Source organism: Aquitalea aquatica, from assembly GCF_013911085.1.
Taxonomy (GTDB): Bacteria; Pseudomonadota; Gammaproteobacteria; order Burkholderiales; family Chromobacteriaceae; genus Aquitalea; species Aquitalea aquatica.
The window spans coordinates 14687-28537 of record NZ_JACERN010000037.1 but is presented as its reverse complement, the minus strand read 5'-3'; the positions used below and the strand labels follow the sequence as shown (position 1 = coordinate 28537).

Sequence of the window (13851 nt, the reverse complement as noted above, 5' to 3'; positions counted from 1 at the left end):
TGTGGCGCTGTGCTTTCTACAATGCCCTGCAGCAGCTGCGCCGCAGCCGCATGCATGGAGATGAAAATGCACACCGTGAAACCGCGTAATCCCTACGCCTGCTCACCCTTGCTGAAAAAGGGTGGCGCCCACCGCAACAGCCGTTCCGGCCTGCGCCAGAACGCCCGTCAGGCCATGCTGGCCGAGCTGGATGAGCTGGACTGGATCGATCACTCCCCGGCAGCCCACGCTGTCGAACCCAACAGTGAGGACAACGCACCTGGCAGTTTTTCTCGCCACCTCCCCATGACAAAGGCCGCTTCCCAGCGGCCTTTGCCTTGTTATACCCGCCTCTGCGCCTGACTACACGGTAAAGCGCGCCGCCAACACACTGAGCTGCTCGGACAAACCCTGCAACTGCCCCACCGTCTCCGCAGTCCCCTTCATCGCCCGGCTGTTTTCCTCCGACATCTGTGCCACCTGCTCCACATTTTTTGCCAACACCTGGCTGGTATTGCTCTGCTCGTTCAAAGCCATCTGGATGTCGGCCACCACCAGTTGTACCTGGTCAACCTGCTGCTGGATGGTGATGATGGCCGAGCCGGCATCGCGGGCATGTTGCTGGCCGCTTTGCACGGTATGCATCCCAGCATTCATGCTGCCAGCAGCATGGCGCGCCGTACCCTGGATCTGCTGCACGATGCCGGCGATCTCCATGGTGGACTGCGCAGTGCGCTCGGCCAGCTTGCGTACCTCATCCGCCACCACGGCAAAGCCACGCCCTTGCTCGCCGGCCCGCGCTGCCTCGATAGCCGCATTGAGTGCCAGCAGATTGGTCTGATCGGCCACGTCGCGGATCACATCGACAATGCCGACGATGGACTCCGACTGTTTGCTCAGCACCTGAATGGTGTCGGATACGGTGGATATCTCGCGCACGATGCTGTCCATGCTGCGCCCCGCCCCCTGGATCACCGTAGCGCCGGAGCCAGACTGCTGCACCGCGCTACGCGACAGCTCATGCGCCTCGACCGAACGCTCGGCACTCACCGCCAGGCTGGTACTCAACTCCTCTACCGCTGCGGCCATGCTGGAAGCAGCCTCGGACTGACGATCGCTGCTATGCGCCACCTGGCTGGCCCCATCCGCCACGTCATGGGCCGCACCATCCAGCTGTCGTGACGTCGCAACCAGTTGCTGTACCGTCTCGCGCAGCTGATTGCGCATCTGGCGGATGGCGGCCAGCAAGCTGGAATCATCCCTGCCTTGCAGCTCGATACGCGTATCCAGCCGCCCGGCGGCAATCTGCTCCACCACACTCTGCACATAAAACGGCTCGCCCCCCAGCTGGGCGGTAATCGACAGGTATAGCGCAATAAACAGATACGTAGACAGCAGGAAGGCAAAAGCAGCGCAAGCCAGATACACATCGCGCTGCCACTGTATGCGGCCGATGCGGGCGTCCAGCAGGCTGCCCAGTTGTTGCAAGGCTACTTGCTGAAAATGGCCGGCGACCTCTAGCGAAGCGGCCTGCAGGGCGCTGTCGGCCTGTCCCTGCCCGGCAATCGCCTTGTCCAGTGCTGCGGCATTCAGATCCGACTGGGCAACCAGCTTTTCATCCGCGCCGGCAAAGCCGGTTTTGACTGCGGCGTTATAAGCGGCCGCCTTGGCCAGATCCTGTTGCAACCGTTGCAGGCTGTCATGCAATAGCGGTTGCAGGCCCAAGGCCTGATCACGGCCACTGCCGCCCAGCGCTTGGCCCTTGGCGGCCAGCAACAGCCCATTCGCCTGGCTGGTGCGGGTCAGCCAGTGTGGCCATTGCACTGTCACCGCATCCATCAGATAAAAAGTATCGATATCCGGGTCCAGCGTCAGATTCGACTGATCGCTGGCCATGCCGATCAGCTCCAGCAAGCTACCTGTCATTCCCTGGTAATTGGCCAGCTCCGGTGTGCCTTTCAGCTTTTGCCACGCCCCCTCCAGCGCAGCCCACCCCTTGTCCAGCCCCAGACTCCCGTTTAGCTGTTGGTGCGTCTGCTGCATGCGCTGCCATTGCTCTTCCAGTCCGGCGGCAAGTGCGGCCTTGTCGGTTGCCTGCTGTGCCTGCTCCAGGGTCAGCAGCAGCTTCATCGCCGGCTGCAGGTACTGCACGCCAACCAGCTCCTTACTGGAGAAATCGACATTATCCTGATTGCTGCGGTACAGCCCGTAGGTGAGATAAACCAGTGCAATGGCAAAGACAGCCCCGATCACGGCAAAGCGCGTGGGGTAACTCAAGCGCTGCATCCAGCGCGCAACAAGACGGAACATAGACAACTCCTCTGGGATATTCGCCTTGCCCTATGTCTTTTATATGGTGGGCAAGCCTTTCATTTATAGGTGCAAAATTCCTGCCCCATCGCGCCCAGTCCACAGTAATTGCCGAAATTCTTCACGACGCGATGCGCTTGATGCTGGCGATGACAACGCATCATTAAAGATGTATTATTTTTACATCTTTAAGTAGCAGCAAGATTTGTTCGGCAAAGCACTGCGCGCCAATAAAGATTCATTTTAAAAACATCATAAGGAATTGCCATGTTAGACGTGTCCACCCGCCAGCTGGTCAAAGCCACGGCTCCCATCCTGAAACAGCATGGAGTACTGCTGACCAGCCATTTTTACCAACGCATGTTCCAGCACAATCCAGAGCTGAAAAACATCTTCAACCAAGGCCACCAGCATGCCGGCCAGCAGCAACAAGCCCTGGCCATGGCCGTAGCAGCCTACGCCGAACATATCGATGCCCCCGAGGTACTGCTGCCGGTACTGGAGCGGGTAGCCCACAAGCACACCAGCCTGGGCATCCGTGCCGAGCACTACCCGATTGTTGGCAAGCATCTGCTGGCGTCCATCCGCGAGGTTCTGGGCGAAGAAGCCGCTCCGGACAGCCTGCTGGAAGCCTGGGCCGCGGCCTATCAGCAACTGGCCGATCTGCTGATCAATCTGGAAAACAGCCTGTACCAGCGCGCTGCCACCCAGCCTGGCGGCTGGAGCGGCTGGCGGCCGTTCCGGGTGGTGAACAAGCAGCAGGAAAGTGCAGAAATCACCTCCTTCTATCTGCACCCCGCCGATGGTGGCGCGCTGCCAGACTTCCAGCCCGGTCAGTATGTATCGGTACAGCGCTTTATCCCGGAATGGGGCCTGAGCCAGCCGCGCCAATACAGCCTGTCCGATGCTCCCGGCAAAGACTGGCTGCGCATTTCGGTCAAGCGCGAAGCAGCACAAGGGGAAGCCCCGGCAGGCAAGGTATCCGGCCAGTTGCATGCCGAACTGAAAGAAGGCGACATCCTGCAGGTGTCGCCGCCCTTCGGTGACTTCGTACTGCATCAGGATCGCGCGACCCCGGTAGTGCTGATCAGCGCCGGAGTGGGCCAAACTCCCCTGCTGTCCATGCTCAAGCACCTGCTGGAAAGCGGTAGTCAGCGCCCCATCCGCTACCTGCATGCCGCACGGCACGGCCAGGTCCATGCCATGAAACAGGAAGTCGGCCAACTGGCGGCACAGCACCCGGCGCTGGCCAGCACAGTATTTTATGAATGCCCGCAAGATGCAGACCGACTGGGCCAAGACTACCAGCGTGCCGGCCGCATCGATGCCGAAGCCATCCGTGAACATGCCCTGCTGACCGATGCCGACTACTACCTGTGTGGCCCGCAAGCCTTCATGCAGCAGCAACGCACACAGCTGCGTGCCAGCGGTGTGCCAGCAACACGCATCCACATGGAAGTATTCGGCTCCAACGCCATGGCCGGTGACTGATTGCCAGATGCACGGGGTTTGCCGCAGCGCATTGTGAGGGTGGGCCGTGCGGAGTATCCTGCGCGGCACCGCCTTTACCCATCCCGCCCATGCAACTGAACCGTTTTACCGATCTGGCACTGCGCGTGCTGATGTACCTGACACATCGAGATCGCGCACAGGCCGTTACCATCAGCGAAATCGCCGAGCGCTTTGCCGTATCGCGCAATCATCTGGTGAAAGTGGTGCATTTCATGGGGCAGCAAGGCTGGCTGCTGACCAGCCGTGGCAAGGGTGGCGGCCTGGCACTGGCACAGCCGCCGGAGCATTACCGGCTGGGTGGCATCATTCGCACGCTGGAGGGCAATGCCGCCCTGATCGACTGTGCCACGCCCCCTTGCGCATTACGCCAGGATTGCCGTCTCAAATCGGCACTGGATATCGGCTTACAAGCCTTTTTTACAGCTCTTGATGGATATACCCTGCGCGATATCGTCGCCAGCCCCACCGGAGAGGCGATTATTCGGCTGCACAGACAGCAAAATCCGCCCTCCTTGCCGGAGGACGCCGTAGAAGGCTGAGCGAAGCACGCCAATCTGTTGTAAAAAACCATCACTTTTCAAACAAAAAGCCCGCTGTGCGCGGGCTTTTTTTCACGGTTTTTTTCAGGGTTTCCCCTTGGAAAAACAGCAATCAGTGCATCAAATCGTCTTGGAATAACGCGCCTTGGTTTCACGTTCGCGCAAATGGCGGTCAAACAACATGGCGATATTGCGGATCAAGAAACGCCCCTTGGGCTCCACCATCAGGAAATCACCGTCAAAAGTCAGCAAGCCCAGCTTGTGATATTCACGGATGGCCGGCAGTTCGGCGGCAAAATATTCGGCAAAATTGATACCGTGCACCTGCTCGATGGCCTCCACCGATAGCGAGAAGCGGCACATCAGCGCCTGAATAATGCCACGGCGCAGGATGTCGTCCTGGTCCAGCACCATGCCGCGCATCACCGGCAGGCGGCCTTCGTCCAGCGCCGCGTAATAGCTGTCCAGGTCTTTCTCGTTCTGGCTGTAACAGGGGCCAACCTTGCCAATGGACGATACCCCAAGGCCGATCATGTCGCAGTCGGCATGAGTGGAATAGCCCTGGAAATTGCGCTGCAGGCGGGCCTGACGCAAGGCGATGGCCAGGTCGTCTTCCGGCTTGGCAAAGTGGTCCATGCCGATAAATACATAGCCGGCATCCGCCAGGCTTTTGACCGCGTCCTGCAGGATGTCCAGCTTGGTGCTGGCGGCCGGCAGATCCGCTTCATTGATGCGCCGCTGCGGCATGAACACCGTGGGCAGGTGGGCATAGTTGTACAGCGCCAGCCGGTCCGGGCTGATGGCAATCACCTTGTCCAGCGTGGCTTTCAGCGATGCACGCGTCTGCAGCGGCAGTCCGTAGATCAGGTCCACACTGACCGATTTGAAGCCCGCCTCGCGGGCAGCATCGATCACTTCCATGGTCTCGGCTTCGCTCTGCACCCGATTAACCGCCTGTTGTACCTGCGGGTCGAAATCCTGAATACCCACGCTCATGCGATTAAAACCAAGACGTGCCAGATGGTGCACGGTATCGCGACCGACCTTGCGCGGATCGATCTCGATGGAATATTCTCCCTCCGGCAAAAATTCGAAGTGAGTGCGCAGCATGCCCATCAACCGGTCCAGCTGTTCATCAGACAGGAAGGTGGGGGTACCACCGCCGAAATGCAGCTGGATCAGCTTTTCGCGACAGCCCAATGAAGCCGCAACCAGCTTGATCTCTTTTTCCAGATAGTCGAGGTAACGATCAGCGCGGCTTTTGTCTTTGGTGATGATCTTGTTGCAGCCGCAGTAGTAACATACCGTGTTGCAGAACGGTATATGAACGTACAATGATATTGCGTTCTGATGCATGCCGAGGTGGCGTTGCTTCAGCCAGTGTTTATAGTCCTTCTCGCCAAACGCCGGGGTAAACCGGTCGGCAGTCGGGTAAGAAGTGTATCTTGGGCCAGAGCCATCAAGACGTTCGATCAACGCTCGGTCGAACTCACAGTGGGTGGGCGAAAACGGATGGGTGGTGTGCATGTCGTCGGGTATTGATAGTCAAACGTCAGGTGGACTGGTAAATTTGCGGAAAACGTGTGAATTCCGCTTTGACAAGGGTCAAGCTTCTTTACAGGGTTGTACAAAACACTCGATGTCTGACCAAAACCAACACACTATTCACGCACTGAAGGTGTCCTGCTCCAACTGCAGCCTGCGCGAACTCTGCCTGCCCATCGGGTTGAACCGCGACGAAATGACGCAGCTGGATGCCGTGATCCGTCAGAGCCGCCGCCTCAAGCGCGGCGAGTACCTGTTCCGCAGCGGCGAGGGCTTCAAGTCCCTGTTCGCAGTGCGTACCGGTTTCTTCAAAACCAGCGTCGCCAGTCAGGACGGTCGCGAGCAGGTCACCGGCTTTTTGATGTCCGGCGAACTGATGGGCCTCGATGGCATTTCGTCCAATGTGCATGGCTGCGACGCCATTGCCCTGGAAGACAGCGAAGTCTGCGAGCTGCCCTTCAACCGCATGGAAAGCCTGGGGCGCGACATTCCCAGCCTGCAGCACCACTTTTTCCGGCTGATGAGCCGCGAAATCGTACGCGATCAGAATGTCATGCTGCTGTTGGGCAATATGAAGGCGGAAGAACGCCTGGCCGCCTTCCTACTCAATTTGTCGCAACGTCTGTCCACGCGCGGCTTTGCCGCCAACGATTTCATCCTGCGCATGAGCCGTGAGGAAATCGGCAGCTTCCTCGGCCTGAAACTGGAAACCGTCAGCCGTACGCTGTCCAAGTTCCAGCAGCAGGGCTGGCTGAGTGTTGATCACAAGCACATCCAGCTGATCAAGGCCGACGCACTGAAAGACCTGATTGCCGGCTGCACCCACGCCAACGGCGTCTGAAGCAGCAGGAAACCAAGAACACTGCAGCCTGTTTCCAGACAGCCTGCGGTGTTTTTTGCATATTGCGCACTACTGGCAGTGCCGACCATTCGTCTGAAGACCTAGTCCGGTCGGCTAAACCCTTGTCAGACGCTCACCAGCGCCCCACCAGCAAGCCCGCAGCCAGCATGTCTCCCCGCTCGATTGCCTGTTCTCGATGCTGCGGCGATACCTCACCCTGGGCCAGCAAGGGCGGCAAGACTTCCTTCCAGCCATAACCACAAGCAATGCGTCGCATGGCCTGGATCGCCCCCAAACCATCCGTGCCCGCTGATACCAGCATCAGGTAGGGTAGCCCTTCGGTTTTCCCCTGCGCCGGGTAATAGGTACGATCAAAAAAATCTTTCATTTTACCCGCCATATAGCCGAAGTTTTCCGGCGTTGCCAGCACGATGGCATCAGCTACCAGCAAGTCATCCAGATCAGCCGAGTCTGCTGAGAGGCGGCTGATGCTGAGCTCTGCGCACAGTGGCAATAGCGGCTGACAGAAGGCATCGACCAGTTGCAGGGTGTGGCCAGTCTGACTGGCGTAGACAATCAGCAACCGTTTCATGGAGCGGGCCTGCCATCAATCGTGGCCAGCAAATCCTGCAGCCGCTCCTGCTGCGGCCAGCCTGGTGGCACCACAAAGCCGCGCGCCACCTCCTCCCAGCAACCATCGCCCACTGGCAGCAATTCGGCCACCAGCTGCGGCACCGCCGCCTGCAACAGCTCTTGGCGCAGGCTGTCCTGCTCACGTACCGCACCTTGCGCCACCCGCGCCGGGGCCAACCAGCCCAGCCGCGACAGCCATATCCAGCGTCCACCGCTGGAAAAGCTTGGCCAGGGCTGCTGCAGCGGACTGATCCAGCCTTGCAGTTGATCCTCAGCCAGAGGGGCTAGCAGAGTGGTCGGCACATCGGCATAGAAAAACCAGCCCGCCAGTCGCGCCACACTGGCACAGCCAGCAAAACCGGGCGGCAAGACGCGGGCAGCCGCTGGATGACGGGCCAGTTGCAGTTGTTCCTGTAATTTGGCGGCCTTGAGCGGCCAGGCATCGCGCAGGCTGGGGCCAACCAGGGTGTCCGGGCCATGCCCCAGTTGCAGATAGAATTTGCTGGCGGTTTCCACATGCAGCGGCACGCCATCCAGCCGGATCAGGAAATCGAATTCGCCAATGGTGCGGCCGGCGGAGTCACGCACTGGCAGGTTGGCCGCCACCAGTTCGATATGCGGAGCCAGCCGGAACCAGAAAGCCAGCAGGCGTTCGGCATAGTGGCCAAGCCGCTGGCAAGGCTGTTGCGCCAGCCAGTGGACAAGCGGCGTGGGGTCTTGCTCCAGCGCCGCCAGCAGAGCCTCGCCCTGCTCCCCCAGCAACTGCGCGGGCGAGAGATTGCGGCCACTATTCCAGGGCGCAGGCGAGATTAGCAGAAAAGCCAGATCACGCAGCGCCGGCTGCGTGTAAGGGAGATGAAAACCGCGCTCAGGCTTCGCCGTCGTGCTCATGGCCATCTGCCACGCGTTGGATCTGTTTCATCAGGCCACGCAGGATGTCCACCTCGTCGCGCAGCATGCCGGAACGATTGAACAGCGCACGCATGCGGCGCATCAGGCGTTCGCTGTTGCGGCGGCGGTAATAGCCGATGGCATCCATGGTCTGGTCCAGATGCTGGCAGAAGCCTTCCACCTCGCCCAGGCTGGCGGTTTCGCTTTCCGGGCGCAGGTATTCCACATCCACACCGGTATGGCTGAACAGCTCGTAGGTCATCACCTGCACGGCCATGGCCAGATTGAGCGAGAAATAATCCGGATTGCCGGGGATGGTGACCAGCCGGTTGCACTGTTCCACTTCTTCAATCGACAGGCCGAAGGTTTCATTGCCGAACACCAGCGCCACCTGTTCGCCATCACGGGCACGGGCCACCAGTTCTGGCGTGGTTTCACGCGGAGTGGACAAGGGCGTGGTCAGCTCGCGGCGGCGGCTGGTCAGCGCGCAGGCCACGGTGACATCGCTCAGGGCCTCGGCCAGGCTGGACACCACGGTCGCGCTCTCCAGCACATCCACCGCACCGGAAGCCAGCGCATTGGCCTCATCGCTGGGAAACACCTTGGGTTCCACCAGATATAGCCGGGTCAGGCCCATGGTTTTCATGGCACGGGCGGCCGAGCCGATATTGCCCGGATGGTTGGGCCGGGCCAACACCACACGAATGTTTTTCAGAAAATCAGGTACTTGGGGTTTATTCATCAGCGGTTTCACATTAAAATAGCGGGCATATCAAAAAGCCCGCGCACTCGCGTCGGCTTTTTTTGTTCCTTAACCCAGATTGTTACCGTCAGATGTCGAGCCGTGTTGGCTGACATCTGCTATCCGTTCTAGAGGCCGTCAATGCATCCGATGCTCAATATCGCGGTTAAAGCCGCTCGCCGTGCTGGCAGTGTTGTCCAGCGCGCGTCGCTTAACCTCGATACCATTCGCGTAGAAAAGAAAAAGCACAATGACTTTGTGACCGATGTGGACCGCGCTGCCGAGCAGGCCATCGTCGACATGATTCTTGAGGCGTACCCCAAGCACGCCATTCTAGCAGAAGAGTCCGGCGCCAAAGGCGTGGGCTCCTCCGAATACGAGTGGATCATCGACCCCATCGACGGCACCACCAACTTCCTGCACGGCCATCAGCAATACGCCATTTCCATCGCCCTGGCGCACAAGGGCCAGGTACAGCAGGCCGTGGTATACGACCCCAGCCGCAACGACCTGTTCACCGCCAGCCGTGGCGTGGGCGCCTTCCTGAATGACCGCCGTATCCGTGTCTCCAAGCGCTTCATGATGAATGAATGCGTGATCGCTACCGGTTTCCCGGTATCCGACCAAAGCTATATCGACCAATACCTGGGCATGCTCAAAGACGTGCTGGGCAAAACCGCCGGCGTACGTCGCGAAGGCGCAGCCTCGCTCGACCTGTGCAATGTAGCCTGCGGTCGCGTCGATGGTTTCTGGGAACTGAACCTGAAGCCGTGGGACATCGCTGCCGGCAGCCTGATCGTGCAAGAGGCAGGTGGCATCGTCACCGACCTGACCGGCGAACAGGAATGGCTGGAATCCGGCGATATCGTGGCTGCCAACCCCAAGGTGCTGGCCCAGCTGCTGGCTACCATCGCTCCGCACCTGAACAAGTAATCATTGCCTCTGGCAGGCAGCAAAAACGGCGACCCGCGGGTCGCCGTTTTTTATTGCCCACTCACCGCCGGCTATTCGTGCATCACCACTTCCACCGCGGGCGCATCTGCAGCTGCCTGGCGCGGCTTGAGCAGCAGCAACAAGGGCAGCATCGCCAGAAAGCTGTAGGTAATCAGCCAGTACACATCGACAATCGACACCATCAGCGCCTGACGCTGCAGCTCGGCCGCCAGTTGCACGGCGGCAGTGCTGTCCAGGCTGGTCTTGCCCATGCGCGCCAGATAGTCGCTCAGCCACGGGTTATACAGATTGAACTGCCCCACCATGGCATTCCAGGCCGACTGCTCACCGCGTGAATAAGCCGTGCTGACAATGGCAATGCCCACCGAGGAACCCATGGTACGCAACAGGCTGAACAGCCCCGCAGCCTCGGCCGACAGCCGTGCAGGCAAGGTGGACATGGCCATGGCCGACAGCGGCACGTAGATCATCCCCAGCCCAAAGCCTTGCAGCAGCACCGGCCAGGCAAACCAGAAGGGACTGGTGTCCAGATTGTAGTGCGTACAGACCCAGGTACCACAGGCCCCGATCAGCAAACCGCTGCCAATCAGATAGCGAGAATCCACCCGGCCAATCAGCCGGCCCACGATCATCATGCTCACCAGGCTGGCGATGCCGCGCGGTGCCATGATCAGGCCGGTATCCATGGTGGGGTAGTGAAACAGCCCTTCCAGCATGATGGGCTGGATCACCATGGCCCCGTACATGGACAGGCCCAGCGCGGCAATGACGATGCTGGCGGCAACAAAGTTACGGTCCTTGAACATGTGCAGGTCGAACAAGGGGTGCGCCGCGCCGAACAGACCGCGCCAGATAAAACCCACCGCACCCAATACCGCCAGCAAGGCTGCCGTGACAATGCCGCGGCTGGAGAACCAGTCATCACCATTGCCACGGTCCAGCACATACTGGATGCCGCCAATGGCCAGCGAAATCATCATCAGGCCCAGCCAGTCTATGCCACGCTCACGCCGTGGCGTGTCCGGCACCTGCCGCGCCAGCAACAGCGACAGCAAGCCCACCGGCAGATTGATGAAGAAGGTCCAGCGCCAATCGAACATATCAGTCAGCCAGCCGCCCAGCGTGGGCCCGGCAATCGGCCCCACCATCACCCCCATGCCCCAGATGGCCATGGCCTTGCCGCGCTGCTCGCGCGGATAGTTATCTACCATGATGGCCTGCGACAAGGGTACCAGTGCCGCACCGAACACCCCTTGTAGCAGACGGAAAGCCACCAGCTGCCCCAGATTCAGCGCCACGCCGCACAGCATGGAGGCCAGCACAAAACCGCTGATCGACAATAGCAGATAGCGCCGCCGCCCCAGCCGGTCGGTCAGAAAGCCGGTAAGTGGCATGCAGATGGCCGACGCCACCAGATAACTGGTCAGCACCCAGCTGATCTGGTCTGATGTCGCACCCAGCTCGCCCTGCATCTGCGGTAACGCGACGTTGACGATGGTGGTGTCCAGCACCTGCATCACCGTGGCAGCCATCACCGCCACGGTCACCAGCAGCCGCTTGCTCACGCAGGCGGCTCCTCTGCCTGTTCGGCCGCTGCGCGGATTTGCGCCAGCACCTTGATACAGGTCTGCAATTCCTGCGGGTCCAGCCCGTCCAGCAGCTCGGCCTTGAGTGCATCAGCCACCTGCAGCAACTCGCCGGACAACTGCTGCGCCTTGGCCGTCAGGCAAATCCGCTTGGCGCGACGGTCCTGCTCATCCTGCTGACGGACAATCCAGCCATCGGCCTGCAACACATCCAGCAGGCGCACCAGCGAAGCGGGTTCGATGCCGACACGGGCCGCCAGCTCGTTTTGCAGTAAGGGCTCGCCCGCACGGCCCAGCTTGAGCAAGACCTGCCAGGTGGCCTGGGAAAAACCATAAGGCCGCAGCCGCTGGTCCAGCAGCGCCCGCCAGGCCTTGGGTACCGCACCCAGCAACTCGGCCACTTCCTGATGCGACTGACTCATGCCTTGCTCCATCAAATAATTAGCCAGCTAATTATATTGACACAAACAATAACCGGCAATCGACTTTTCCAGCCCCAATGTCGCCGAACCAACTGGCATCCGGCCATGCCGACATGACAGATGGCATAACCCATCTGCTATCCTGACAGTTAACCAGCACGCGGAGCCCTGCATGTCCTCACACATTCTGTACATGGCACTTGGCCTCCTGCTCTGCCTGCCACCACTGGCGCAGGCTGCCGGCCCGGATTGCAGTCGCAGCTATACCCTGGCGCTGCACGAACATGGCTTGCTGTATAACGCCAGCAGCCGCAGCGGTATCGACAAGGACGTGGCGGACGAACTGATACGCCGCAGCGGCTGCCGCGTGGATATCAGCCTGCTGCCACGCTCGCGCATCTGGAAACTACTGGAAAGCGGCAACCTGGACTTCAGCCTGTCCGGCATCACCAACGATGAGCGAGAAAAATTTGCGGCTTTTGCCTGGTATTTTGCCGACAAATACAGCCTGATCGTGCGCAAGGACGCCGCGGTACAGAATCTGGCGGACTTTCAAATCCGTAGCGATCTCAAGCTGGGGGGAATTCTCAGCTTTCGCTACAGCGACACCATCAACCAACTGGTGGACACACTGGATCATGACGGGAGACTGATCGGCAGCTACGATTACGATGCCCTGTACCAGAACCTGAGGCAGGGACGCACCCAGGCCATCATCATCGAGCCGTTCGACTATTCAGATCTGGACAAATACCAGGTGGCCAAGCTGGTGCGCATCATGGAAACCAACGACCAGCCCACCCCGCACGGGCTGATCATGTCGCGCAAGACCATTTCACCGGAACAGCAGGAGCGCTGGCGCGAAATCATCAACAGCATGCGCCGCGATGGCAGCATGCTGAAAATCTTCCGCAAGTATTTCAACCGCGACGAAGCGCAGCAGATGATGAATTTCTGATCAGCCGCTCAGCAGCGGTTTACCTGGCGGCCGGTAGCAGATCCAGCCGGTCGGTACAGACACTGTCCACGCCCCAGCCGATGATTTCACGCGCCCGCGCTAGCTCGTTCACCGTATAACACAGCAACTGGTAACCGGCGGCCTTGATGGCGGTGGCTTGCTCACGCGTCAGGGTGCAGTGGTCGCAATGCAGGGCAATGCAGTCCATTTCCTGCAGCATGGCCTGCCAGTTGGCCGGCACCTCTTCCACCAGCCAGGCACGAGGCAGCGCCGGTACGGCATGCTGTGCAGCACGCAAGGCGACGTCACTGAACGACGACAGCAAGGGAGGTATCGCGGCTCCGGCCCACAAGCGCGCGGCCTCCTGCGCCACCAGCCGGCCGGTTTCCTCTTCGCGTCCCGGGCAGGGTTTGATTTCCACGTTCAGCAGCATGCCCTGAGCCTGACAATAAGCGGCCACATTGGCGAAAGTGGGCAGGGCCTCGCCGGCAAAAGCCGCACCCTTCCATGCCCCGGCATCCAGCTGGGCCAGACTGGCCATGCTCAGCTCGGCAGCCAGACCCTGGCCATTACTGGTGCGGTCGACCGCATCGTCATGCAACAGGAAGCAGACATTGTCTGCCGACAGCTTCACATCGCATTCGGCAGCGCGGTAGCCATGAGCAATGCCGGCGCGAAAACCGGCCAGGGTATTTTCCGGAGCCATGGCCCCACCACCCCGGTGTGCCACCACGGCAGGATAAGGCCAGGGGCTTCGCAGCTGCAGCTGGGACATAGATTCTCTCCATCAAGACGCTTGCAATGGTTGGACAGGCAGCGGCGGCAGTTGGCCGGTGCCGATATGGCTTAGCATGAACATGGCAGGCATGCAGATCACACCAGAGCAGCATGCGCCATCTTGCATTAAAGCGGCAAAAAGCGCGCATTATCCGTCGCCGA

Annotated in this window: 14 protein-coding genes; 6 read left to right on the top strand and 8 right to left on the bottom strand. The window is 60.0% G+C overall.

Features of this window, described 5'->3' with window-relative positions; all coding sequences use genetic code 11:
- Positions 1-66: 66 nt before the first annotated feature.
- Entirely contained in the window at positions 67-342 is a 276-nt protein-coding gene (locus H2Z84_RS14740) for a hypothetical protein (protein ID WP_181836659.1), read from the top strand.
- Here the strand turns inward: H2Z84_RS14740 and H2Z84_RS14735 are convergent, their stop codons facing one another.
- Positions 343-2289 carry a methyl-accepting chemotaxis protein gene (locus H2Z84_RS14735; protein ID WP_181836658.1) on the bottom strand — a complete coding sequence of 649 codons (1947 nt, stop codon included), beginning with the start codon at positions 2287-2289 and terminating at the stop codon, positions 343-345.
- Between the two features lie 267 nt (positions 2290-2556).
- Here H2Z84_RS14735 and hmpA point away from each other — a divergent pair, with 267 nt between their 5' ends.
- Together hmpA and H2Z84_RS14725 are read left to right on the top strand one after the other, a co-directional pair.
- Positions 2557-3780, top strand: coding sequence for an NO-inducible flavohemoprotein (gene hmpA, locus H2Z84_RS14730; protein WP_181836657.1), 1224 nt, complete (start codon positions 2557-2559; stop codon positions 3778-3780).
- A gap of 89 nt (positions 3781-3869) precedes the next feature.
- Entirely contained in the window at positions 3870-4340 is a 471-nt protein-coding gene (locus H2Z84_RS14725; RefSeq protein ID WP_181836656.1) for an RrF2 family transcriptional regulator, read from the top strand.
- A gap of 120 nt (positions 4341-4460) precedes the next feature.
- Here the strand turns inward: H2Z84_RS14725 and hemN are convergent, their stop codons facing one another.
- Positions 4461-5867 (bottom strand): oxygen-independent coproporphyrinogen III oxidase, encoded by a 1407-nt coding sequence (gene hemN, locus H2Z84_RS14720; protein ID WP_181836655.1) that lies wholly within the window; start codon positions 5865-5867, stop codon positions 4461-4463.
- Between the two features lie 112 nt (positions 5868-5979).
- On the opposite strand from hemN, the gene fnr reads away from it, so the two are divergent.
- Positions 5980-6726 (top strand): fumarate/nitrate reduction transcriptional regulator Fnr, encoded by a 747-nt coding sequence (gene fnr, locus H2Z84_RS14715; protein ID WP_059285224.1) that lies wholly within the window; start codon positions 5980-5982, stop codon positions 6724-6726.
- Between the two features lie 133 nt (positions 6727-6859).
- Here the strand turns inward: fnr and H2Z84_RS14710 are convergent, their stop codons facing one another.
- Genes H2Z84_RS14710 through H2Z84_RS14700 form a run of 3 tightly spaced genes read right to left on the bottom strand, consistent with a single transcriptional unit; the run spans position 6860 to position 8992 of the window.
- On the bottom strand, positions 6860-7318 hold the full coding sequence (locus tag H2Z84_RS14710) for a flavodoxin family protein (protein WP_181836654.1): 459 nt from the start codon (positions 7316-7318) through the stop codon (positions 6860-6862).
- A complete protein-coding gene (locus H2Z84_RS14705) occupies positions 7315-8250 on the bottom strand; it encodes a DUF1853 family protein (RefSeq protein ID WP_181836653.1) in 936 nt (311 codons plus the stop codon). The genes H2Z84_RS14710 and H2Z84_RS14705 overlap by 4 nt, the downstream gene beginning before the upstream one ends.
- Positions 8228-8992 (bottom strand): RNA methyltransferase, encoded by a 765-nt coding sequence (locus H2Z84_RS14700; RefSeq protein ID WP_181836652.1) that lies wholly within the window; start codon positions 8990-8992, stop codon positions 8228-8230. The genes H2Z84_RS14705 and H2Z84_RS14700 overlap by 23 nt, the downstream gene beginning before the upstream one ends.
- A 141-nt stretch (positions 8993-9133) precedes the next feature.
- Here H2Z84_RS14700 and H2Z84_RS14695 point away from each other — a divergent pair, with 141 nt between their 5' ends.
- Positions 9134-9925, top strand: a complete 792-nt coding sequence (locus H2Z84_RS14695) for an inositol monophosphatase family protein (RefSeq protein WP_181836651.1) — start codon at positions 9134-9136, stop codon at positions 9923-9925.
- Positions 9926-9996: 71 nt separating this feature from the next.
- Here H2Z84_RS14695 and H2Z84_RS14690 read toward each other — a convergent pair whose 3' ends face one another.
- Positions 9997-11511 (bottom strand): DHA2 family efflux MFS transporter permease subunit, encoded by a 1515-nt coding sequence (locus tag H2Z84_RS14690; RefSeq protein WP_220272859.1) that lies wholly within the window; start codon positions 11509-11511, stop codon positions 9997-9999.
- Positions 11508-11954 (bottom strand): MarR family winged helix-turn-helix transcriptional regulator, encoded by a 447-nt coding sequence (locus tag H2Z84_RS14685; protein ID WP_181836650.1) that lies wholly within the window; start codon positions 11952-11954, stop codon positions 11508-11510. The genes H2Z84_RS14690 and H2Z84_RS14685 overlap by 4 nt, the downstream gene beginning before the upstream one ends.
- A gap of 172 nt (positions 11955-12126) precedes the next feature.
- Between H2Z84_RS14685 and H2Z84_RS14680 the strand changes: the two genes are divergently transcribed.
- Positions 12127-12912 carry a substrate-binding periplasmic protein gene (locus tag H2Z84_RS14680; protein WP_181836649.1) on the top strand — a complete coding sequence of 262 codons (786 nt, stop codon included), beginning with the start codon at positions 12127-12129 and terminating at the stop codon, positions 12910-12912.
- Between the two features lie 19 nt (positions 12913-12931).
- On the opposite strand, the gene ugpQ is transcribed toward H2Z84_RS14680, so the two are convergent.
- Positions 12932-13687, bottom strand: coding sequence for a glycerophosphodiester phosphodiesterase (ugpQ, locus tag H2Z84_RS14675; protein ID WP_181836648.1), 756 nt, complete (start codon positions 13685-13687; stop codon positions 12932-12934).
- Positions 13688-13851 lie beyond the last annotated feature (164 nt).

What these genes read in the sequence shown, in the direction of transcription:
- H2Z84_RS14740 (WP_181836659.1), top strand. Translation starts at nt 67, where the DNA reads ATGCACACCGTGAAACCGCGTAATCCCTACGCCTGCTCACCCTTGCTG.
- H2Z84_RS14735 (WP_181836658.1), bottom strand. Translation starts at nt 2,289, where the DNA reads ATGTTCCGTCTTGTTGCGCGCTGGATGCAGCGCTTGAGTTACCCCACG.
- hmpA (WP_181836657.1), top strand. Translation starts at nt 2,557, where the DNA reads ATGTTAGACGTGTCCACCCGCCAGCTGGTCAAAGCCACGGCTCCCATC.
- H2Z84_RS14725 (WP_181836656.1), top strand. Translation starts at nt 3,870, where the DNA reads ATGCAACTGAACCGTTTTACCGATCTGGCACTGCGCGTGCTGATGTAC.
- hemN (WP_181836655.1), bottom strand. Translation starts at nt 5,867, where the DNA reads ATGCACACCACCCATCCGTTTTCGCCCACCCACTGTGAGTTCGACCGA.
- fnr (WP_059285224.1), top strand. Translation starts at nt 5,980, where the DNA reads ATGTCTGACCAAAACCAACACACTATTCACGCACTGAAGGTGTCCTGC.
- H2Z84_RS14710 (WP_181836654.1), bottom strand. Translation starts at nt 7,318, where the DNA reads ATGAAACGGTTGCTGATTGTCTACGCCAGTCAGACTGGCCACACCCTG.
- H2Z84_RS14705 (WP_181836653.1), bottom strand. Translation starts at nt 8,250, where the DNA reads ATGAGCACGACGGCGAAGCCTGAGCGCGGTTTTCATCTCCCTTACACG.
- H2Z84_RS14700 (WP_181836652.1), bottom strand. Translation starts at nt 8,992, where the DNA reads ATGAATAAACCCCAAGTACCTGATTTTCTGAAAAACATTCGTGTGGTG.
- H2Z84_RS14695 (WP_181836651.1), top strand. Translation starts at nt 9,134, where the DNA reads ATGCATCCGATGCTCAATATCGCGGTTAAAGCCGCTCGCCGTGCTGGC.
- H2Z84_RS14685 (WP_181836650.1), bottom strand. Translation starts at nt 11,954, where the DNA reads ATGAGTCAGTCGCATCAGGAAGTGGCCGAGTTGCTGGGTGCGGTACCC.
- H2Z84_RS14680 (WP_181836649.1), top strand. Translation starts at nt 12,127, where the DNA reads ATGTCCTCACACATTCTGTACATGGCACTTGGCCTCCTGCTCTGCCTG.
- ugpQ (WP_181836648.1), bottom strand. Translation starts at nt 13,687, where the DNA reads ATGTCCCAGCTGCAGCTGCGAAGCCCCTGGCCTTATCCTGCCGTGGTG.